The following is a 20,989-nucleotide window of genomic DNA, read 5'->3' as shown; positions in this document are numbered from 1 at the left end:
CCATGAAGCTTGCCGCCGCCATCCGCCGATTGACGCCGGTCACGGGCATTCCCCGGGCGATCTTGGTGACCGACCCGGTTCGGCTGCCCGATCCCCGGCCGGTCCTGCCGTTTCTGCCGCCCGGTGCTGTGGTGCTGCTGCGACTCTATGACGGCGATGATCGCCGGGATCTGGCCGAAAAGGTGGCGGTCGCCTGCCGGCGCCACCGGCTGCGGCTGGTGGTCGCGGCCGACTGGCGCCTGGCCGCGGCCATTCGGGCCGATGGGGTGCATCTGCCCGAATGGATGGCGCGCCGGGGGGTGCTGGCGGCGGTGCGCGGTTGGGTTCGTCGCCGGGGCGGCCTGCTGATTGCGGCCTGCCATTCGCCGATGGCGTTGGCGCGGGCCCGATGTCGGGGTGTGGACGCGGCGATCCTGTCGCCGGTCTTTCCCACCCATTCCCATCCGGCGGCGGCGGGGATCGGGGCGGTGCGCTGGCGCGGCTGGGCAAGGCGTGCCGGCCTGCCGGTGATCGCCCTGGGCGGCATCACCGGTTCTTCGGCCTTGCGGCTTGGCCCGGTGGGGGTCGCCGGCTACGGCGCCATTTCCGGCTGGATCACCGACGGGGCTTGTGCGCCACCATCACCAGATTCTTGCCGATCGGCGGGGGGAAGCGGGTTTCCAGCCAGCGGGTCGGCGGAATGACCAGGCTGTCGAACACGCGCACGGCCGGCAGGTTGAAATCGACCTTGCCGCCGATGGTGTTGAGCAGCCACCACGGCACGATGCCGGGCATGTCGAAGAAATGCAAAAGCTCGATCTCGGCGCCGACCATGTCCATCAGCCGCACCAGATCCTGGCGGCGATAGCGGCGGAAATGGCCGTGGGCGCGGTCGAGATCGCTCATCAGCCACGGCAGGGCCGGCACGAACAGCGCCAGCTTGCCGCCGGGTGCCAGCGCCTCGAACATCCATTTCACCGCCTGGGCATCGTCTTCGATGTGTTCCAGCACGTTGACCAGGACGAAGGCGTCGATGCTGCCGGCCGGCAGAAAGGGGGCGTGGCGTTCCAGGGTGTTGTTCAGCACCTCGACCGCCGCATCGTCCTTGAAGCTATGGGTCAGCCGCTCGGCCAGATGGGTCGCCGGCTCGATCAGGGTCAGGCGCTCGACATGGGGCCTGAGCCGTTGGGACATGGTGCCGATGCCGGCGCCATACTCGACGGTATGGCCGCTGACGAAGGGCTCCATGATATCGACGATCCACCGGTAATAGTTCTTCGACGCCGAGAGAACGTTAAGGTCCTCACCGGGATAATCGACGGTTTCCGCACCTATCGGGGTCACAGCCTTGTCGGACAGCATCCGCTTCTCGTGGTCAAACTCTGGGGGCCGGGCAGAGTGATAGCATGGCGACGGACCGTCACCACCCAAAAAAACCTCGCCCCCTGTACGCTGTCGGCCCCGGCATGTTAGAAGCCGTTTCATGAGCAAGACCCAAAAAGAGCAGGTAGCGCGACTGATCGGCCAGGCCGGCCAGGCCATCCAGGCCGGACGAACCAAGGATGCCGACGCCTTGCTGCGCCAGGCGGTCAAGCTTGCCCCCAAGGATGCGGCCATCTGGTGCAATCTGGGCATGGTCAGCGCCATGACCCGCCGCCACGCCGACGCCATCGGCCAGTTCGGCAAGGCCTTGGCCCTGAACCCCAACCTGGGGGCTGCTCATGTCAATCTGGCCCGCGTGTTGTTCGAGATCGAGCGCTATGTCGAGGCGGAAAAGCATGCGCGCCGGGCCCTGGCGCTGGCCCCCAACGGTCCGGTCGAGTTGAAGATGCTGGCCGACGTCGCGGTGCGCCGCGGCCGCACCAGCGAGGGCGCCCATCTGCTGAACCGCGCCCTGGCCATCCGTCCCGATTGGGTCGATGCGCTGAACAGCCTGGCCTCGGTGCATCGGCTCGAGGGCCGCCCGCACCGGGCGGTCGAGCTGTACGGCCGCTGCCTGGCCGCCAAGCCGCTGGAAAGTGCGGCGCGCAATCTGGTGCTGACCCACTATTACGACACCGCCAGCACGCCCCAGTCGCTCGCGGCGGCGGTGGCCGGTTGGGTCAAGCTGCATGCCCACCTGGCCCCGCTTCCGGCCCCGGCCAACGATCGCGATCCCGATCGGCGCCTGAAGATCGGCTATGTCTCGGCCGACCTGCGCAACCACCCGGTCGCCGGCAATATCGAGGATGTGCTGGCGGCGCATGACCGCCAGACTTTCGAGGTCTTCATCTATTCCCTGACCGCCGCCCCCGACCAGGTGACCCGGCGCATCGCCGGCAAGGTCGAGCATTGGCGCCACGCCGCCGGGGCTTCCGACGACGTCCTGGCCCAGCAAATCCGCGCCGACGGGATCGACATCCTGGTCATCCTGGCCGGCTGGACCGGCGACAACAGACTGCGGCTGGCGGCATTGAAGCCGGCGCCGCTGCAGGTCAGCTGGCACGATTTCGGCACCAGCGGACTGGCCGGCATGGATGGCTGGATCACCGATCCGGTCCTTCATCCGCCGGGCCAGACCAGCGAGGAATTCGGCGAGGAGCTGCTGCGGCTGCCCTGCTTCTATTACGAACCAAGGCCCGAGAGCGCGCCCGAGGTGGCCGCCCCGCCCTGTCTTTCCGGCCAGCCGGTGACGTTCGGGTCGTTCAACCACCCGGTCAAGATGACCGATGCCAGCCTGGCCCTGTGGGCCGAGGTGATGAAGGCGGTACCGGGCTCGCGGCTGGTGCTGAAATATCGCGACCAGTTCGGCGAGACCGGGTTGAAGGATCGCTATGTCGAGCGTTTCGGCGCCCTGGGGATCGGGCCGGAACGGCTGCTGTTCATGGGCGACACCCAAAGCGAGGCGGACCACCTGGCCGCCTATGCCCATGTCGATATCGGCCTCGACCCCTTTCCGTTCAACGGCAGCACCACCACCTGGCAGGCCCTGTACATGGGGGTGCCGGTCGTGACCCTGGCCGGATCGCGCTTCGTCGGTCGGGTCGGCCTGTCCTTGCTGACCGCCCTGGGCCTGCCGGAACTGGCCGCCGCCAATCCGGCCGATTTCGTCAGGATCGCCGTGGATTTGGCGGCCGATCCCGGCCGTCTGCGCGACCTGCGCGCCGGGATGCGGGCCCGGATCGCTTCCTCGCCTCTTGTCGATGCCGCCGGATATACCCGCGCGCTGGAAGCGGTCTTGCGCGATTTCTGGCGCCGGCGGTGGTGTCAGGCGTAATCCCTGGCCCCGAAAATCGCCGAACCGACCCGGACATGGGTGGCTCCCGCCGCGATGGCGGTCTCGAAATCTCCGCTCATCCCCATGCTGACGACCGCAAGCCCATTGCGCCCGGCGATATCGGCCAACAGGCGAAAATGCGGCGCCGGGTCCTGGTCGGCCGGCGGGATGCACATCACGCCGGTCACCCGCAGGCCGTATTGGTCGCGGGCCAGGGCGATCAAGGCGTCGGCCTGGTCGGGGTCAATGCCGGCCTTTTGCGCCTCGCGGCCGGTATTGACCTGGACCAGACACTCGACGCTGCGGCCCGACCGACGGATTTCCTCAGCCAGGGCGCGAGCCAGCTTGGGGCGGTCCAGGGTTTCGATGACGTCGAACAGCGCCACCGCGTCACGCACCTTGTTGGTCTGCAGCGGGCCGATCAGGTGCAAGACCACATCGTCAAAGCCTTTTTTCAGCGCCGGCCATTTGGCCATGGCCTCCTGCACGCGGTTCTCGCCAAACACGCGGTGACCGGCCGCCAGTGCCTGGGCGACGGTCTCGGCATCGTGAGTCTTGGAGACGGCGACCAAGGTAACGTCGCGGCCGGCGGCGGCGTGGCGGATCGAGCCGAGGACGGCGGAAAGGGCGGAAGCGACTGACATTGCCGGGATTTGGTCCTTCTTTTCCAGGCCGGGCCGGGCCGGCGTTCTGTTGCACATTCGCCACAGTGCGAGGCATTCGACACAGAGGCTTTCCCCCTTGCTTGACTTGCCGCCGTCAAAATGGCTGGATCACCGTCGTTCGTTCATTTGGATTTGGGTGCGCTGTCGCACTCCGTACCAAAAGAGAGGAGTTAACATGAAGAAGGTTCTTATCGCCAGCACCGCGCTGGTCGCCGCCGGTCTGATGACCACCGGCACCGCCTCGGCCGCTGAAAAGATCAAGCTGAATCTGGGCGGTTTCTCGAAGTGGTGGGTTGTCGGCGCTTGGCAGGACAGCTCGTTCGAAGACGGCACCGGCGTGGGCTATGCCAACGTTGACGTCAAGGGCGACAACGAAGTGTTCTTCGGCGGTTCGACCAAGCTGGACAACGGCCTGGAAATCGGCGTTGACATTCAGCTGGAAGCCGGTGGCCACACCGAGACCGCTGCTTCGAACCCCGACGTGATCGACGAGTCCTACATCTGGATCGCCGGCGGCTTCGGTAAGTTCATCATCGGTTCCGAGAACAACGGCGTGTACCTGCTGCACGTCAACGCTCCGGACGCCGCTGGCAACTGGGGTGAAGGCGGCGTTCTGGCCGGTGGCAACTCGTCGGGCGGCGCGACCGCCATCGTTTCGCCGACCAACGTTCGTGGCTTCGTCGGCGGCAACGGCACCGCTCCGCGCATCGACAACGATGCCGACAAGATCACCTACGTCGCTCCGACCTTCTACGGTCTGACCCTCGGCGCCTCGTACATCCCGAACGCTTCGGGCACCACCAGCGCCCAGAAGGGCGAAGACAACAGCCTGCAGGCGACCTCGATGGAAGCCATGGGCGTCGGCGCTCTGTACGCCAACACCTTCGGTGGCGTCGGCGTCAAGCTGTCGACCGGCTTCATCTGGGGCGATGCCAACGCCGCTGGCGTGTCGTCGGACTTCACCCAGTTCGTCGCTGGTGGTCAGCTGTCCTATGCCGGTTTCACCGTCGGTGGTTCGTGGCGTAAGGACAAGGCCGACGAAAAGGGCGGTCAGTATGGTAATGGCGGCGGTAGCGCCGTTGCCACCAACGGCAACCTGGTCAACACCACTGGTTGGGACGCTGGTATCCAGTACGCTTCCGGTCCGTGGGCCGTGTCGTTCGCTTACTTCCAGTCGGAGAGCGATGGCAACGCCGGCAACAACCTGGAAGACGAAATCACCATCTGGCAGGTTTCGGGCAAGTACAACCTGAGCCCGGGCGTGGACGTCCTGGCCACTGCCGGTTGGGCCGAGTTCGACGACGAAGGCTCGAAGGCCGCCACTGGCGACGCCAACCACAACGAAGGTTGGGCCGTCATGACCGGTCTGTCGCTGTCGTTCTAATCGAACGCTTCGACACCAAGTTGGGAAAGGGCGGCTTCGGCCGCCCTTTCTTTTTGCCTGGACGCCGGATGACGGTTCTGTTGCCGATTCGCCACAGGGTGACAAAGATTGATGTCGCAGTGCACCGGCGCGGTTGACCAATTTTCGCGCAGTGCCTAGGATGCCGAGAAATTAGGCGATCACACCAACGCCTGTGTTTGAGTCATACCGAGCAAAAGGGGTTTTCCATGAAGAAGGTTCTTATCGCCAGCACTGCGCTGGTCGCCGCTGGTCTGATGACCACCGGTTCGGCCTCGGCCGCCGAGAAGATCAAGCTCAACCTGGGCGGTTTCTCCAAGTGGTGGGTCGTCGGCGCTTGGCAGGACAGCGCGTTCGAGGCCGGCACCGGCCGCGGCTATGCCAATGTCGACGTCAAGGGCGACAACGAAATCTTCTTCGGTGGCGACACCACGCTGGACAACGGCATGAAGATCGGCGTCAACATCGAGCTGGAAGCCGGTGGTGGTTCCGAGACCGCTCAGTCGAACCCCGACGTCATCGACAAGAGCTACGTGTTCATCGAAAGCGGCATTGGTAAGGTCATCGTCGGTTCGGAAGCCAATGGCGCCGTGCTGCTGCATGTCATGGCCCCCGACGCCGCCGGCAACTGGGGTTCGGAAGGCCTGCTGATCAGCGGCTCGTCGATCGTCCAGCCGGGTGCCGTTTCGGTGATGAAGACCACCGAGATCGACACCGACGACAACGCCGACAAGATCACCTATGTCGCGCCGACCTTCTACGGCCTGACCCTGGGCGCCACCTACATCCCGAATGCCTCGGGCACCACCAGCCCCAGCAAGGGTGAAGACAACTCGAACCAGGCGCTGTCGCAGTCGGTTTATGGTGTCGGTGCCGGCTATGCCAACACCTTCGGTCCGATCGGCGTCAAGCTGTCGACCGGCTTCGTGTGGGGCGATGCCAACGCTGCCGGCATCGCCGGCGACCTGCAGGAATTCTCGGCCGGTACCCAGCTGGCTTGGGGTCCGGTGACCGTCGGCGGTTCGTACCGTCAGCGTATCCTGGACGAGAAGCCCGGCGCGTATACCACTACGCGTCCTGCCAACGCCGCGAATATCGATGGCCATATCTGGGACGCCGGCATCATGTATGACGGTGGCGCTTGGCAGCTCAGCTTCGGCTACCTGAATTCGAAGGCCGAGGACTCCACCGCCACCGGCCAGGACTCGCTGACCGTCTATCAGGTGTCGGGCAAGTATAGCCTGAGCCCGGGCATCGATCTGCAGGCTTCGGGTGGCTTTGTCGAGTGGAATGACGAGTCGGCCAAGGCCAGCGGCAACACCGGTGATGCCAACCACAACGAAGGTTGGGTGATCGCCACCGGTATCGCCCTGACCTTCTAAGGTCGGATCGGTATCACGGATACAGGCCCGCGGGGTTTCCCGCGGGCCTTTGTCTTTGGAAAAGGGCCGATTTCAACGCAGGACTTGCCCACCGGGGCGGCAAGGGTGCATTCTCTGCCCAAATGATCCGACGGCATTGCCGTCCGGAAGCGCGTCTGTCGTGCCGATACGGCCGATCTGCAAGGGTGATGGCAATGAGCAGTCTGTGGGCAAGGGTTCTTGCCGTATTGGTTCTGGTGTTTTCGGTGGTGGTTCTGTCCGCCTGCGAAGGTGGCAAGGCGGTCTATCCCACCAGGGACCGTGGGGCCTCGGCCCCGCGCATGGGCGACGAGAAGCGCGAGACGGTGTTCGGCTCTGAAGGTCTGTTCGGCGACAAGAAGAAGGGCACCGGCGGCGGCGAGGGCATCGGCGTCAATTCGTTCCTGTGGCGCGCGTCGCTGGACACGCTGGGCTTCATGCCGATTGCCACCGCCGATCCGTTCGGCGGCACCATCATCACCGATTGGTACCAGCTGCCCGAGGCGCCGAACGAGCGTTTCAAGGTCAACGTCTTCATCCTTGACCGGGCGCTCAGGGCGGACGGCGTCAAGGTATCGGTGTTCAAGCAGGCGCGCGACGCCATGGGCCAGTGGGTCGATGTCAAGATCGAGGCCAAGATGGCTGGCGATCTGGAAAATTCGATCCTGACCCGGGCGCGGCAGCTGCGCATCGTCTCGACCGAGTAAAGCGGCCGGCTTCAGCGAATTCCTTACTTCACTCCAGAATCTTAGGGCCGGACGCACATGTCGCGCACCGACGAACGCTATAACGTCAAGGAAACCGAAACCAAGTGGCAGCGCGTGTGGGACGAGCGCAAGACCTTCGCCGCCACCGAGGCTGCCAGCCGGCCGAAATATTTCGTCCTCGAAATGTTTCCCTATCCATCGGGCCGCATCCATATGGGCCATGTGCGCAATTACACCCTGGGTGACGTGGTGGCGCGCACCAAGCGGGCCAAGGGTTTCAACGTCCTGCATCCGATGGGTTGGGATGCCTTCGGCCTGCCGGCCGAGAACGCCGCCATCGAGCGGGGCGTCCACCCGGCCAAATGGACGCGGGAAAATGTTGCCGCCATGCGCGAGCAGCTGAAGTCGATGGGTCTGTCCTATGACTGGTCGCGCGAGCTGGCCACCTGCGAGCCCGAATATTACCGCCACGAACAAAAGATGTTCCTGGATTTCCTGAAGGCCGGTCTGGTCTATCGCAAGGAATCCTGGGTCAACTGGGATCCGGTGGAAAACACCGTGCTGGCCAATGAACAGGTTATCGACGGCCGCGGCTGGCGTTCGGGCGCTTTGGTGGAAAAGCGGCTGCTGTCGCAATGGTTCCTGAAGATCACCGCCTTCGCCGACGATCTGCTGGACTCGTTGAAGGGCCTCGAGCGCTGGCCCGACCGGGTGCGCCTGATGCAGGAAAACTGGATCGGCCGGTCCGAGGGCGCGCGGCTGGTGTGGGACATCGAGGGTCGCAGCGACCGGCTGGAAATCTTCACCACCCGCCCCGACACCTTGTTCGGCGCCGCCTTCCTGGCCATTTCCCCCAACCATCCGCTGGCGGCCGAGCTGGCGGCGAACAATGCCGGCCTGGCCGATTTCGTCGCCGAATGCAACCGCATGGGGACCTCGGAAGCGGTGCTGGAAACCGCCGAGAAGAAGGGCTTCGACACCGGCCTGAAGGCCCGTCATCCCTTCGTTCCCGGCTGGCACCTGCCGATCTATGTCGCCAATTTCGTGCTGATGGAATACGGTTCGGGCGCCATTTTCGGCTGCCCCGCCCATGATCAGCGCGATCTGGATTTCGCCCGCAAGTACGATCTGCCGGTCAAGCCCGTGGTCCTGCCGCCGGGCGAGGATGCCGGTTCCTATCAGGTCGGCGCCGAGGCCTATAGCGGCGATGGCACCTTGATCAATTCAGAGTTCCTGAACGGAATGGGGGTGGACGACGCCAAGGCCGCCGCCATCGCCCGCATCGAGAGCGAGGGTCTGGGGGCCAAGACCGTCAACTGGCGCCTGCGCGATTGGGGCGTGTCGCGCCAGCGCTATTGGGGCTGCCCGATCCCGATCATCCATTGCGAGACCTGCGGCGCCGTGCCGGTGCCGGCCGAGCAATTGCCGGTGCGGCTGCCGGAAGATGTCGGTTTCGACAAGCCTGGCAACCCGTTGGACCATCACCCGACCTGGAAGCACGTCGCCTGCCCTTGCTGCGGCAAGCCGGCCCGGCGCGAAACCGACACCTTCGACACCTTTTTCGAATCGTCGTGGTATTTCGCCCGCTTCGCCTCGCCGACCCGCGACGACGTCGCCTTCGACCGTGCGGCGGCCGATTACTGGCTGCCGGTGGATCAATATATCGGCGGTATCGAGCATGCGGTGCTGCACTTGCTTTATTCGCGGTTCTTCACCCGCGCCATGAAGGAATGCGGCTATCTGGGGGTCAAGGAGCCGTTCGATGGCCTGCTGACCCAGGGCATGGTCTGTCACGAGACCTACAAGGACCAGGCCGGGGCCTGGCTTTACCCCGACGAGGTGGTCAAGGAAGGCGGCGCGCTGAAGCACGTCCAGACCGGCCAGCCGGTGGCGCTGGGCCGCTCCGAGAAGATGAGCAAGTCGAAGCGCAACGTGGTCGACCCGGCCCATATCATCGAGACCTACGGCGCCGATACCGCGCGGCTGTTCATGCTGTCCGACAGCCCGCCCGAGCGCGATCTGGAATGGACCGACGCCGGGATCGACGGCGCCTGGCGCTACGTCAACCGCCTGTGGCGGCTGGTCATCGGCGCGCTCGACACCTTGCCGCCGCCGGGCGCTGCCATGCCCGCCCTGGATGAGGGTGCCGTCAAGATCCGCCGCCAGATCCACAAGACCATCGCCCTGGTGTCGGAAGATCTTGACCGTTTCCACTTCAACAAGGCGGTGGCCCGCATCCGCGAGCTGACCAACGCCCTGTCCGATGGCGCCTCGGGCTGGACCATGCGCGAGGGATTGGAAGCGGTGGTGCTGCTGATGGCGCCGATGATGCCGCATCTGGCCGAGGAATTGTGGGCCGAACTGGGCCATGCCACCCTGGTTTCCGACACGAAGTGGCCGGTGGCCGATGCCGGTCTTCTGGTCGAAGACAGTGTCACCGTCGCCGTTCAGGTCAACGGTAAGCTGCGCGCCACCATCGAACTGCCCAAGGATGCCGATGCCAAGCTGGCCGAGGAAACCGCGCTTGCGCAAGAGGCGGTGATCGCGGCAATGTCGGGCAAGGCGCCGCGCAAGGTGGTGGTCGTGCCGAATCGGATCGTCAATGTGGTGGTCTAGAACGCTTCTGGTGGTGATGATCGCGGTGCTGGGCCCGGTGGGGTGCGGCTTCCGGCCGATGTATGGCGACCGCGCCGAGCAGAAAAGCCCGACCGAGTCGGAATTGGCCCAGGTCAGGGTCGCCGCCATCGACGACCGGATCGGGCAGCAATTGCGCAATGCCCTGGTTCAGCAGCTCACCCCCAGCGGCGAGATTGCCCGGCCACGCTACTATCTTGACGTTCGGGTGGTGGAAACCACCGGCGCGGTGACCACCGACGAAAATGGCGGTGCCGCTTTGGGCAACATGACGATGACTGCCCAATTCTCGCTGATGGACGTCAGCTCGGACTCGGCGAAGAAAACCGCATTTTCTGGCTCGGCCCGCTCGATCACCAGCTATCGCTATTACGGGCCGCGCTACGGCACCATCGCGACCGAGCGGGACGCCGAGGATCGCGCCCTGTCCGAGCTGGCCGGCAACATCCGCAACCAGCTGGCGGCCTATTTCTCCAATCGCGCCGCCGGCTTCAAGCCCGAGTTCTCCCGGTGAAGCTGTCGGGCGGGAAGATCGAGGCCTTCCTCAAGGCGCCCGATCCCAAGGCCCGGATCATCTTGGTGTTTGGGCCCGACAGCGGCCTGGTCCGCGAAAGAATCGAGCGGTTGGGCAAGGGGGTGGTCGCCGACCTCAAGGACCCCTTCCGCGTCGCCGATCTGACCGCCGCCAGCCTGAAGGACGATCCCGCCCGCCTGGCCGACGAAGCCGCCGCCATCGCCATGACCGGCGGGCGCCGGGTGGTGATCGTGCGCGACGCCGCCGATGCCCTGTCGTCGCTGGTCCAGGGGTTTCTCGGTGATCCCAAGGGCGACGCTCTGATCTTGCTGGAAGCCGGCGATCTGGGGCCGCGCTCGTCGCTGCGCAAGCTGTTCGAGGGCGCCGACAACGCGGCGGCCTTGCCCTGTTACGGCGACGAAGGCGGCAGCCTGCATCAGGTCATCGTCGAGGAGCTGAAAACCCACGGCCTGACGCCGGAAGCCGACGCCTTGGCCTATCTGATGGACCATCTGGGCGGCGATCGTCGCTTGACCCGGGCCGAGCTGCAAAAGTTGGCGCTCTATATGGGGGGGCCCGGCCGGGTCACTCTGGCCGATGCTTCGGCCTGTGTCGGCGACACTGCCGCCTTGTCGATGGACGATCTGGCCATGGCCGCCGCCGAGGGTGACCATGCCACCGCCCAGCGGGTGCTCGACCGTCTGACCCGGGAGGGGACCAATGCGGTGACGGTGCTGCGGGCGCTGTCACGTCATTTCCAACGGCTGCACTTCGCCGCCGGCCTGGTGGCGCAAGGCCGCTCGCCCGATCAGGCCATGGCCGCCCTGAAACCACCGGTGATCTTCAAGATGGCCGATCGGGTCCGCCGCCAGATCGGCCGTTGGCCGGTCGATCGTGTCGGCCGCGCGCTGGAGCTGCTGATCGAGGCCGAGACCGATTGCAAGACCACCGGCATGCCGGCGGAAGAACTGTGCTCGCGCGCGGTGATGCAGTTGGCGCGGGCGGCCGGCCGGGCGAAATAAGCTCTTTCATTCTTCAACCCGTTGAAATTGCCCCCCAAGCGTCCCCTAATGAGTCGGGGGAACCATCGCGCGCGCCGACCCGCGCCGCAGGGGAGGGCTTCATGACCCATTTCAGCGATCTCCACCGATCGAGCCTGGCCGACTCTCTGGATGGCCTGGCCCGGCAGAGGCTCGACCCCGCCCGCGGGGAAACCGCCAGTCGGCTGGCCATGATCTTTCTGGCTGGCCTGCCGGCCGCCGACCTCGAAGAGGCCGAGGCCAGTCGCCTGTTCGCGGTGATCGTCGGCCTGCTGGGTCATCTGAAAGAGCGCGCCCCCGGTCAGCCCCGCCTGCGGGTGTTCGACCCTGATCTGGAAAAGCACGGCTGGACCTCGCCCCATACCGCCATCGAGATCGTCAATGACGACATGCCGTTCCTGGTGGATTCGGTGGCGATGGAATTGGCCCGCCGCGGCATTGCCATCCATCTATTGGTTCACCCGGTGATTTCGGCAAGTCGAGACCCATCGGGCCGGCTGGTCGATCTGGCTCCCCTGGCGGAAGGTGTCGGCAGCGCCGAATCGGTGATGCACATCCTGGTCGATCGGCAGGAGGCGGGCCAGCACGCCGATCTGGCCGCCAGGCTGGGGCAGGTCCTGGCCGATGTGCGGGCGGCGGTGGTCGATTGGCAGCCGATGCGCGCCGCCATCCGCGCCGCCAGTGAAGACGTGGCCAAGCTGGCCAAGACCCGGGCGGATTCCGACGAGACGGTGGCCTTCCTTGATTGGCTGCACGACGACCATTTCAGTTTTCTGGGCTATCGGCGCTTCTTGTTTTCCGGCGACGGCGATTCCCCCAAGGTGACGGTCGATGCCGATGCCGGCCTGGGTATCCTGCGCGAGCCGGGGGTGACGGTGTTCGACGACACCGTCACCTTGGCGCAAATGCCCGCCGAGATCCGCTCGTTCCTGACCGCGCCGGGCCTGTTGATGGTCACCAAATCCACCCGCCATGCCACCGTCCACCGACCAGTCCACATGGATGTGATCGGGGTGAAGCAGGTCAACAAGGCCGGCAAGGTGGTGGGGTTGCACGCCTTTGTGGGCCTGTTCACCTCGGCGGCCTATACCCGCAACCCGTCCAGCATCCCGTTGCTGCGCAAGCGGGTGGCCGAGGTTCAGGCCCGTGCCGGCTTCGCGCCGTTCAGCCACGATTCCAAGGCCCTGGTCAATATCCTGGAAACCTATCCCCGCGACGAGCTGTTCCAGATCGGCGAGGACCGCCTGTACCGTATCGCGCTGGGTATTCTGCATCTGCAGGAACGTCCGCGCGTCGCCTTGTTCGTGCGGCCCGACGATTTCGGCCGTTTCGTCTCGTGTCTGGTGTTCTTGCCGCGCGACCGCTACGACACGCCGCTCAGGCTGGCGGTGACCCGGCTGCTGGAACAGGCCTATGGCGGCCAACTCGACGCCTATTACACCCAGGTCGCCGACGGACCGCTGGCGCGCCTGCATGTGGTGATCCGCACCCAACCCGGCGCCAAGCTTCCCGACATCGACGAGTCCGACCTGGAGCGCCGCCTGGCCGAAGCCGCGCGCTCGTGGGCCGACCAACTGCAAGATGCGCTGATCGCCGCCCAGGGCGAGGCCAAGGGCCTGAAGCTGGCACGGCGCTGGCGCGACGCCTTCGCCGCCTCCTACCGCGAACGCCACCCGGCCCTGGCGGCGGTGGCCGACATCGATCGGCTGGAAGCGGTGCTGGCCGGCGCCGATCTCGGTCTCAACCTCTATCGGCCGGTCGAGGCGGCCGAGCACGAGGCCCGGCTCAAGCTGCTGCGCAGCGGCCAGACGGTGGCTCTGTCTGATATCTTGCCGATCCTCGAGGCCATGGGCCTTCGGGTCATCGCCGAGGTCCCGCACGAGATCCATGCCGCCGACCAGGCCAGTCCGGTGTGGATTCATGACTTCCAGCTGGAATCGGCCGACGGCACGGCACTCGATCTTGCCGACCGGGGCGCCGCCTTCGAAGAGGCGCTGGCCCGCATCTGGCGCGGCGAGGCGGAAAGCGACGGCTTCAACCGGCTGGTGCTGACCGCCGGCCTGGCCTGGCGCCAGGTGGTGATCTTGCGGGCCTATGCCAAATATCTGCGCCAGGCCGGCTATAGTCTGTCGCAGGCCAATATCGAGCGGGCCCTGGCGGCCAACCCGGCCCAGACCGTCGGCCTGGTCACCTTGTTCGAGGCCCTGTTCGATCCGGATCATCGGGCCGGCGACCCCTGTTTCGTCGAAAGCCAGACCGCCGCCCTGCTGGATCAGGTCGATAGCGCCGACGACGACCGAATCTTGCGCCGCTTTCTCAACCTGATCCGCGCCACCCACCGCACCAATTTCTATCTCGACCGGCCATGGGTGTCGTTCAAGCTGGACAGCCGGGCCATCGACGATTTGCCGGCGCCGCGGCCATGGGTGGAAATCTGGGTCTATTCCCCGCGTGTCGAAGCGATTCACCTGCGCGGCGGCCGGGTGGCGCGCGGCGGTATCCGCTGGTCTGATCGGCGCGATGATTTCCGCACCGAGATCCTGGGACTGATGAAGGCGCAGATGGTCAAGAACGCGGTGATCGTGCCGGTCGGGGCCAAGGGCGGCTTCGTGGTCAAGCAGCCGCCGGCGGAAGGCGGGCGCGAGGCGCTGCTGGCCGAGGGCATCGCCTGCTATCAGGCGATGATGCGCGGTCTGCTGGACGTCACCGATACCTTGAAGGGCGGATCGGTGATGGCGCCGGATCGGGTGGTGCGCCGCGACGGCGACGATCCCTATCTGGTGGTGGCCGCCGACAAGGGCACCGCCACCTTCTCGGACATCGCCAACTCCATCAGCCTGGAAGTCGGCTTCTGGCTGGGCGACGCCTTCGCCAGCGGCGGCTCGAAGGGCTATGACCACAAGGCGATGGGCATCACCGCGCGCGGCGCCTGGGAAGCGGTGAAGCGCCATTTCCGCGAAATCGGCATCGATACCCAGGCCCAGGACTTCACCTGCATCGGCGTCGGCGACATGTCGGGCGACGTGTTCGGCAACGGCATGCTGTGCTCGCCCCATATCAAGCTGGTGGCGGCCTTCAACCACGCCCACATCTTCATCGACCCCGATCCCGACCCGTCGGCCGCCTTCGCCGAGCGCGAGCGGCTGTTCAAGGCGGTCAAATCCTGGCCCGATTATGACCAAAGTCGCATTTCCGCCGGTGGCGGCATCTTCTCGCGGGCGGCGAAGTCGATCCCGGTCAGTGCGGCCATGGCCGCTCGTTTCGGCATCGAAGCAAAAGTGGTGACGCCGGCTGAACTGATCCGCACCCTGCTGTGCGCCCAGGTCGATCTGCTGCTCTTCGGCGGCATCGGCACCTATATCAAGGCGCGCGAGGAAACCAACACCGACGTCGGCGATCGCGCCAACGACCAGCTTCGCGTCAACGCGGGCGACCTGCGCGCCAAGGTGCTGGGCGAGGGCGCCAATCTGGGCATGACGCAAAAAGCCCGCATCGAGGCGGCGCTGGCCGGCATCCGTCTCAACACCGACGCCATCGACAATTCGGCCGGCGTCGATACCTCGGACCACGAGGTCAACATCAAGATTCTGGTGGACGATCTGGTGGCGGCCGGCGACTTGACCGCGAAACAGCGCGACATCTTGCTGTCGTCCATGACCGACGAGGTGGCCGCGCTGGTCCTGCGGGACAATTACCTGCAGACCCAGGCCATCAGCGTGATGGAGGCCAACGGCCCCGACCTGCTGGATGGTCAGGGCCGCTTTATGCGGCTGTTGGAGAAAGCCGGCCGGCTGGACCGCGCCCTGGAATTCCTGCCCGGCGAGGACGTGCTGACCGAGCGGGCCGCCCGGCGCAAGGGGCTGGTGCGGCCCGAACTGGCGGTGCTGCTGGCCTATTCGAAGATCTGGCTGCACGACGCGGTGCTGGGCTCGAACCTGCCCGACGATCCATTCCTGGCCGCCGATCTGCGCCGCTACTTCCCGACCGCGCTGGGTGACCGTTTCGCCAACGAAATCACCCGCCATCGGCTGCGGCGCGAGATCGTCGCGACCACGGTGACCAATTCGATGATCAACCGGGTCGGTGCCGGCTTCGTGCTGGACATGATGGAGCGCACCGGCTTCGGTGCCGCCGAGGTGGCCCGGGCCTATATCGTCGCCCGCGACGCCTATGGCCTGCGCGAGGTGTGGCGCGCCATCGAGGCTTTGGACGGTCAGGTGCCCGCCTCGGTTCAGGTCGCCATGCTGACCGAGGCCAATCGTCTGCTGGAACGGGCCACCGCCTGGGTGCTGCGCCATGTGCCGGCCCCCTTCGAGATCGGCGCGGCGATCGCCGAATTCGCCCCCGGTGTTGCCGCCATCGATGCCCACCGTGGCCAGGCCTTGCCGCCGGAAACCGCCGAAATGGTGGCGGCCCGGACCAAGGATTATGTCGATCAGGGGGTGCCCGAAGCGGTGGCCGCCCGCGTCGCCGGCCTGATCGTGCTGGCCTCGGCGCTGGACGTGGTGCGAATCGCCGGCCGGCGCAGCCTGAGTGTGGAAGAAACGGCGCAGGTCTATTTCGCCGCCGGATCGCGCTTCGGCCTGGGCTGGCTGCGCCTGTCGGCCCAGCGCCTGGGCGGGCGCGGCCACTGGGACAAGCTGGCCGCCGTCGCGGCCATCGAAGAGCTTTACAGCCACCAGCAAGGCATCGCCAACGCCGTGCTGGCGGAAGGCCAGGGGCTGGAGGCCTGGGCCACCCGTCACCAGGCCGAGGTCGAGCGGGTCGACAGCCTGCTGGCCGAGTTGCGGGCGGCGCCGCAGGTCGATCTGTCGATGCTGTCGGTGATCAACCGTCAACTGCGCGCCCTGGCCGAGGTCGGCGGCTGAACAGAAGGTCATAAGCGTTGCTTTGCCCTTGCGTTGATGGTAACGACTGCCACACGAGACAGGCAGGGTGACCCATGGCCAAGGGCGGAACGCACGAGAGTTTAACGGCAGTGACCGAGGTCAAGATCGGCTCTGAGCGGTCGTTCGGGCTGGTCTTCGCGGTGCTGTTCGCCATCATCGCGCTGTGGCCGTTGAAGGATGGCGGCGACATTCGCCTGTGGGCGCTGGGTGCGGCCGCGGCCTTCCTGGTCGCGGCCCTGGCGGCGCCCCAGCTGCTCAAGCCCTTGAACTTTCTGTGGTTCAAGTTCGGCATGCTGCTGCATCATATCGTCACGCCCCTGGTGATGGGCCTGCTGTTCTTCCTGACCGTCACCCCGGTCGGCCTGCTGATGCGGGCCACCGGCAAGGATCCGATGCGCCTGAAGCGCGATCCGGCCGCCGCCAGCTACTGGATCGAGCGCGCCCCCCCGGGTCCGGCCCCCGAAACCATGAAGAACCAATTCTAAGAGGATCCGACGCCAATGGGCTTTCTTCTCGAACTCTGGGCCTTCCTGCGCGCCCGCAAGAAGTACTGGCTGCTGCCGATCCTGGTGATGATGGTGATCTTCGGCGGTCTGATCGTGCTGAGCCAGGGCTCGGCGGTCGCCCCGTTCATCTACACCCTGTTCTAAAGAAGCGAGGCCAACGGTGCGGATTCTGGGCATTTCGGCGCTGTATCACGACAGCGCGGCGGCGCTGATCGAGGATGGCCGCATCGTCGCCGCCGCCCAGGAAGAGCGGTTCACCCGCAAGAAGCACGACGCGCGCTTCCCCGAGAACGCCGTGCGCTATTGCCTGGCCGAGGCCGGCTGCGCCCTGGGCGACATCGATTACGTCGTCTTCTACGACAAGCCGTTCCTGAAGTTCGAGCGTCTGCTGGAAACCTATATGTCCTTCGCGCCGAAGGGCTTTACCTCGTTCAAGACCGCCATTCCGGTGTGGCTGAAGGAAAAGCTGTTCCAGAAGGACATGCTGCGGAAGGACTTCAAGAAGTTCGATCCCGATTTCGACTGGATGAACAAGTTCCTGTTCGCCGAGCATCACTTAAGCCACGCGGCATCGGCCTTCTTCCCCAGCCCGTTCGAGGACGCCGCCGTGCTGACCATGGACGGCGTCGGCGAGTGGACCACCACCTCGCTGGCCATGGGCTCGGGCAACAGCCTTGAAATCCACAAGGAACTGCACTTCCCGCACTCGCTGGGCCTGCTTTATTCGGCCTTCACCTATTACACCGGCTTCAAGGTCAATTCCGGCGAATACAAGGTGATGGGCCTGGCCCCTTACGGCGAGCCGAAATACACCCAGCTGATCCTCGACAAGGTCATCGATGTCAAGGATGACGGCAGCTTCTGGCTGGACCAGTCCTATTTCGACTATTGCACCGGCCTGACCATGACCAACGACAAGTTCGCTGGCCTGTTCGGGCAGAAGGTGCGCCAGGCCGACAAGGACCCGCTGACCCAGTTCCACATGGATATCGCGGCTTCCGTGCAGGCGGTGACCGAGCATGTGGTGCTGAAGCTGGCGCGCGCCATCCGCAAGGATACCGGCGCCAAGAATCTGTGCCTGGCCGGCGGTGTCGCGCTCAATTGCGTGGCCAACGGCAAGGTGCTGCGCGAAGGCATCTTCGACAATATCTGGATTCAGCCGGCGGCCGGCGATGCCGGCGGCGCCCTGGGCGCGGCTTTGGCCGGCTACCATATCCACAAGGGCCAGCCGCGCGCGGTAACAGGCGGCGGCAAGGATGCCATGAAGGGCTCGTATCTCGGCCCGGTGTTCGAGCAGGCCGACATCGAGGCCCGCCTGACCGCCGCCGGCGCCAAGTTCACCGTGCTCTCCGACGATCAATTGATCGAACAGACGGCGCAGGCCCTGGCCGACGAAAAGGCGGTGGGCTGGATGCAGGGCCGCATGGAATTCGGGCCGCGCGCCCTGGGCGGCCGCTCGATCCTGGGCGATCCCCGTTCGCCGACCATGCAGAAGGTGCTGAATCTGAAGGTGAAGTACCGCGAAAGCTTCCGCCCGTTCGCGCCCAGCGTGCTGCGCGAAGACGTCGCCGATTGGTTCGAGCTGGACGGCGATTCGCCCTATATGCTGCTGGTCGCCCCGGTGGCGGAAAAGCATCGCCGCGCCATGACCCAGGATGAACAGGCCCTGTTCGGCATCGACAAGCTGAACGTGCCGCGCTCCAGCCTGCCGGCCATCACCCATGTTGATTATTCCGCTCGCGTACAGACCGTGCATGCCGACACCAATCCGCGCTATCACGCGCTGATTTCGGCCTTCAAGGGCAAGACCGGCTGTCCGGTGGTGGTCAATACCAGCTTCAACGTGCGCGGCGAGCCGATCGTGTGTTCGCCGGAAGACGCCTTCCGCTGCTTCATGGGCAGCGAGATCGAGGTCCTGACGGTGGGCAATTGCTTCCTCAGGAAGGAAGACCAGGACCCGTCCCTGAAGCTCGATTACAAGAACGCCTTCGAGCTGGATTGATCAGCCCAGATATTTGAACCAGGTTTCGGTTGCCTTCGAGATCGAGGCCGGGTCCCAGAGCGGGGCCTCGCGCCAGTAATCGATGGCGGCCACCACCTTGGCCACGCCCTCCTCGAAGCTGATCTCGGGCCGCCAGCCCAGGTCGTGGGTGATCTTGCCGATATCGGCCCAGGTGCAATCGGGCTCGCCGGGGCGCTTGGGGATATGAATGGCCTCGCCGCCCAGCAGTTCCACCAGGCGGTTGACCGATTGCGGCTTGCCGGCCCCGACATTCCACACTTCCCCGGTCAGGGCGGTGTCGGCCGCCGCCCAGAACGCCCGGGCGACATCGGTGACATACAGGAAATCACGGGTCTGGGTGCCGTCTCCAACCACGGTGAACGGCTTGCCGGCCAGCTTCTGCTTCAGGAAAACCCCGAACACCGCGCCATAGGCCCCCGACGTCCGCGAGCGCGTGCCGTAGGCGTTGAAGATGCGGATGGAATTGACCGGCGTGCGGTAGCACGAATGCCAATGCAGGCAGGCCTGCTCGCCCATGTTCTTCGACAGGGCATAGGGATATTGCGGCCGGATCGGGTGATCCTCGGACGTCGGGGTCGCCGCCAGGCCGTAACAGGACGATGACGCGGCGTAGACCAGTTTTTCCACCGCGGCGGCGCGGGCGCATTCCAGCACTTTGACCGTGCCCATGACGTTGGCGGTCATGTAATCGACCGGCATTTCCATGCTAGGGACGATGTCGCCGATGCCGGCGAAATGAAAGACCAAGCGGGCGCCGGCAAAGACCGGCGAGCCGGGCTCGAGGTTGCGGATGTCGGTGGTGTCCAGCACCACGTCGGACCCATGATGGGCCAGATTGGCCTCGCGCCCCCCGACCAGGGTGTCGATGACATGGACGCGAAAGCCCTTGTCGACCAGCAGATCGACCATGTGGCTGCCGATGAAACCGGCGCCGCCGGTAACGACGGCCAGGGGACGGGTGCTCATGTGGCGGCCAACGTCTTCATGGTGCGGATATTGTAGTACCAGTCGTCGGCCATGCTGTCGGGGATCTTGCCGTCGCGGAAGGCCTGGCACAACTCGCGAACCGCATCCTCGATGGTGAAACGCGGCGTGAAACCCAATTCGCGGCGAACCTTGTCGGAATTGATGTGGTACGAGCGGATGTCGTCGGACGGCGTGGTGACGATGTCGATGGGAGCCTTCTCGGGGAATTCGGCTTCGACCACGCTCTTGACCAATCGAGCGATCTCCATGATCGACATGTTCTGGAAGCCGATATTGAAGACGTTCTTGTGCACCTTGTCGCGGGGCGCGTTCAGCAGCAGTTCGACGGCGTCGCAATAATCCTGGATATGCAGATTGGGGCGCAGCTGGCTGCCGCCGAACACGGTGATCTTGTTGTTGGTCACGGCGTGGTTGGTCAGGATATTGACCGACAGGTCCAGGCGCAGGCGCGGTCCATAGCCGCAGACCGTCGCCGGACGGAAGGTGACCACGGTGAAATCGTCGTCGCCATAGGAATTGAGGATCGGCTCGCACAGGCCCTTGTACTTGTTATAGAGGGTCAGCGGCAGCAGGGGATGGTCCTCGGTGACGTCGGGCGCGTCGGATACGCCATAGACCGAACTGGACGAGGCATAGACGAAGCGCTTGACCCCGGCCGCCTTGGCCGCCTTGACCATCGGCTCGAAGGCATCGAGGTTGATGGTGGTGGACAGCTGTTGATCCAGCTCGAAACTGGCATCGTTGGAAATGCAGGCCAGGCTGACCACGGCGTCATGTCCGGCGACGGCGGCGGCGAAGGCCTTCGTATCGCGGATATCGCCCCGGATCACGGTCAGATGGGGATGATCCTTGGGCAGGACGGCATCCCCGAAATAAAGGATGTCGTAGACGGTGACCTTCAGGCCGCGCGCCAGCAATTGCGGAACCAGGCGGGAACCGCAATATCCGGCCCCGCCGGTGATGAAAATCCGTTCCACGCGCCCCTCC

The 20,989-nt window shown here is 65.3% G+C and carries 16 protein-coding genes; 12 read left to right on the top strand and 4 right to left on the bottom strand.

Features of this window, described 5'->3' with window-relative positions:
• Window positions 1-2: 2 nt before the first annotated feature.
• The gene (locus MTBLM5_RS14380; RefSeq protein WP_173976770.1) at window positions 3-683 is read left to right on the top strand and encodes a thiamine phosphate synthase; all 681 of its coding nucleotides are present in this window, start codon (window positions 3-5) and stop codon (window positions 681-683) included.
• On the opposite strand, the gene MTBLM5_RS14375 is transcribed toward MTBLM5_RS14380, so the two are convergent.
• Window positions 595-1,341 carry a bifunctional 2-polyprenyl-6-hydroxyphenol methylase/3-demethylubiquinol 3-O-methyltransferase UbiG gene (locus tag MTBLM5_RS14375; RefSeq protein ID WP_173976769.1) on the bottom strand — a complete coding sequence of 249 codons (747 nt, stop codon included), beginning with the start codon at window positions 1,339-1,341 and terminating at the stop codon, window positions 595-597. The two genes, MTBLM5_RS14380 and MTBLM5_RS14375, sit on opposite strands and share 89 nt — an antisense overlap.
• A gap of 121 nt (window positions 1,342-1,462) precedes the next feature.
• On the opposite strand from MTBLM5_RS14375, the gene MTBLM5_RS14370 reads away from it, so the two are divergent.
• Window positions 1,463-3,235 carry a glycosyltransferase family 41 protein gene (locus MTBLM5_RS14370; RefSeq protein WP_173976768.1) on the top strand — a complete coding sequence of 591 codons (1,773 nt, stop codon included), beginning with the start codon at window positions 1,463-1,465 and terminating at the stop codon, window positions 3,233-3,235.
• On the opposite strand, the gene MTBLM5_RS14365 is transcribed toward MTBLM5_RS14370, so the two are convergent.
• Window positions 3,226-3,879 (bottom strand): YggS family pyridoxal phosphate-dependent enzyme, encoded by a 654-nt coding sequence (locus MTBLM5_RS14365; protein WP_173976767.1) that lies wholly within the window; start codon window positions 3,877-3,879, stop codon window positions 3,226-3,228. The two genes, MTBLM5_RS14370 and MTBLM5_RS14365, sit on opposite strands and share 10 nt — an antisense overlap.
• Before the next feature lie 196 nt (window positions 3,880-4,075).
• Here MTBLM5_RS14365 and MTBLM5_RS14360 point away from each other — a divergent pair, with 196 nt between their 5' ends.
• The 10 genes from MTBLM5_RS14360 (at window position 4,076) to MTBLM5_RS14315 (ending at window position 18,994) form a co-directional block, all read left to right on the top strand.
• Window positions 4,076-5,284, top strand: a complete 1,209-nt coding sequence (locus MTBLM5_RS14360) for a porin (protein ID WP_173976766.1) — start codon at window positions 4,076-4,078, stop codon at window positions 5,282-5,284.
• Window positions 5,285-5,511: 227 nt separating this feature from the next.
• Window positions 5,512-6,684, top strand: a complete 1,173-nt coding sequence (locus MTBLM5_RS14355; protein ID WP_173976765.1) for a porin — start codon at window positions 5,512-5,514, stop codon at window positions 6,682-6,684.
• 194 nt (window positions 6,685-6,878) lie between these two features.
• On the top strand, window positions 6,879-7,409 hold the full coding sequence (locus tag MTBLM5_RS14350) for a DUF3576 domain-containing protein (RefSeq protein ID WP_217425037.1): 531 nt from the start codon (window positions 6,879-6,881) through the stop codon (window positions 7,407-7,409).
• A 57-nt stretch (window positions 7,410-7,466) separates the two neighbouring features.
• Window positions 7,467-10,025, top strand: a complete 2,559-nt coding sequence (gene leuS, locus MTBLM5_RS14345) for a leucine--tRNA ligase (protein WP_173976763.1) — start codon at window positions 7,467-7,469, stop codon at window positions 10,023-10,025.
• Window positions 10,012-10,557 (top strand): LPS assembly lipoprotein LptE, encoded by a 546-nt coding sequence (lptE, locus tag MTBLM5_RS14340; RefSeq protein WP_173976762.1) that lies wholly within the window; start codon window positions 10,012-10,014, stop codon window positions 10,555-10,557. The genes leuS and lptE overlap by 14 nt, the downstream gene beginning before the upstream one ends.
• The gene (holA, locus tag MTBLM5_RS14335; RefSeq protein WP_173976761.1) at window positions 10,554-11,579 is read left to right on the top strand and encodes a DNA polymerase III subunit delta; all 1,026 of its coding nucleotides are present in this window, start codon (window positions 10,554-10,556) and stop codon (window positions 11,577-11,579) included. The genes lptE and holA overlap by 4 nt, the downstream gene beginning before the upstream one ends.
• Window positions 11,580-11,680: 101 nt before the next feature.
• Window positions 11,681-16,465 (top strand): NAD-glutamate dehydrogenase, encoded by a 4,785-nt coding sequence (locus tag MTBLM5_RS14330; RefSeq protein WP_173976760.1) that lies wholly within the window; start codon window positions 11,681-11,683, stop codon window positions 16,463-16,465.
• A 110-nt stretch (window positions 16,466-16,575) separates the two neighbouring features.
• Entirely contained in the window at window positions 16,576-16,971 is a 396-nt protein-coding gene (locus MTBLM5_RS14325; RefSeq protein ID WP_254431060.1) for an SxtJ family membrane protein, read from the top strand.
• Between the two features lie 15 nt (window positions 16,972-16,986).
• Complete coding sequence (locus tag MTBLM5_RS14320; RefSeq protein ID WP_172822216.1) at window positions 16,987-17,136, top strand: DUF5989 family protein; 150 nt, start codon at window positions 16,987-16,989, stop codon at window positions 17,134-17,136.
• A gap of 16 nt (window positions 17,137-17,152) precedes the next feature.
• Window positions 17,153-18,994: a carbamoyltransferase gene (locus tag MTBLM5_RS14315; protein WP_173976758.1), complete on the top strand. Its 1,842-nt coding sequence runs from the start codon at window positions 17,153-17,155 to the stop codon at window positions 18,992-18,994.
• Here the strand turns inward: MTBLM5_RS14315 and MTBLM5_RS14310 are convergent, their stop codons facing one another.
• Window positions 18,995-19,981, bottom strand: a complete 987-nt coding sequence (locus MTBLM5_RS14310; protein ID WP_173976757.1) for an NAD-dependent epimerase/dehydratase family protein — start codon at window positions 19,979-19,981, stop codon at window positions 18,995-18,997.
• A complete protein-coding gene (locus tag MTBLM5_RS14305; RefSeq protein WP_173976756.1) occupies window positions 19,978-20,979 on the bottom strand; it encodes an NAD(P)-dependent oxidoreductase in 1,002 nt (333 codons plus the stop codon). The genes MTBLM5_RS14310 and MTBLM5_RS14305 overlap by 4 nt, the downstream gene beginning before the upstream one ends.
• Window positions 20,980-20,989: the final 10 nt, after the last annotated feature.

The organism is Magnetospirillum sp. LM-5 (assembly GCF_902729445.1).
Classification (GTDB): Bacteria; Pseudomonadota; Alphaproteobacteria; order Rhodospirillales; family Magnetospirillaceae; genus Magnetospirillum.
The sequence above is the reverse complement of the archived record's forward strand: the minus strand, read 5'-3'. Positions and strand labels throughout refer to the sequence as shown.

Bases quoted from the DNA above. Each gene is read 5' to 3' on its own strand.
- MTBLM5_RS14380 (WP_173976770.1), top strand. From the start codon at position 3: ATGAAGCTTGCCGCCGCCATCCGCCGATTGACGCCGGTCACGGGCATT.
- MTBLM5_RS14375 (WP_173976769.1), bottom strand. From the start codon at position 1,341: ATGCTGTCCGACAAGGCTGTGACCCCGATAGGTGCGGAAACCGTCGAT.
- MTBLM5_RS14370 (WP_173976768.1), top strand. From the start codon at position 1,463: ATGAGCAAGACCCAAAAAGAGCAGGTAGCGCGACTGATCGGCCAGGCC.
- MTBLM5_RS14365 (WP_173976767.1), bottom strand. From the start codon at position 3,879: ATGTCAGTCGCTTCCGCCCTTTCCGCCGTCCTCGGCTCGATCCGCCAC.
- MTBLM5_RS14360 (WP_173976766.1), top strand. From the start codon at position 4,076: ATGAAGAAGGTTCTTATCGCCAGCACCGCGCTGGTCGCCGCCGGTCTG.
- MTBLM5_RS14355 (WP_173976765.1), top strand. From the start codon at position 5,512: ATGAAGAAGGTTCTTATCGCCAGCACTGCGCTGGTCGCCGCTGGTCTG.
- MTBLM5_RS14350 (WP_217425037.1), top strand. From the start codon at position 6,879: ATGAGCAGTCTGTGGGCAAGGGTTCTTGCCGTATTGGTTCTGGTGTTT.
- leuS (WP_173976763.1), top strand. From the start codon at position 7,467: ATGTCGCGCACCGACGAACGCTATAACGTCAAGGAAACCGAAACCAAG.
- lptE (WP_173976762.1), top strand. From the start codon at position 10,012: ATGTGGTGGTCTAGAACGCTTCTGGTGGTGATGATCGCGGTGCTGGGC.
- MTBLM5_RS14330 (WP_173976760.1), top strand. From the start codon at position 11,681: ATGACCCATTTCAGCGATCTCCACCGATCGAGCCTGGCCGACTCTCTG.
- MTBLM5_RS14320 (WP_172822216.1), top strand. From the start codon at position 16,987: ATGGGCTTTCTTCTCGAACTCTGGGCCTTCCTGCGCGCCCGCAAGAAG.
- MTBLM5_RS14310 (WP_173976757.1), bottom strand. From the start codon at position 19,981: ATGAGCACCCGTCCCCTGGCCGTCGTTACCGGCGGCGCCGGTTTCATC.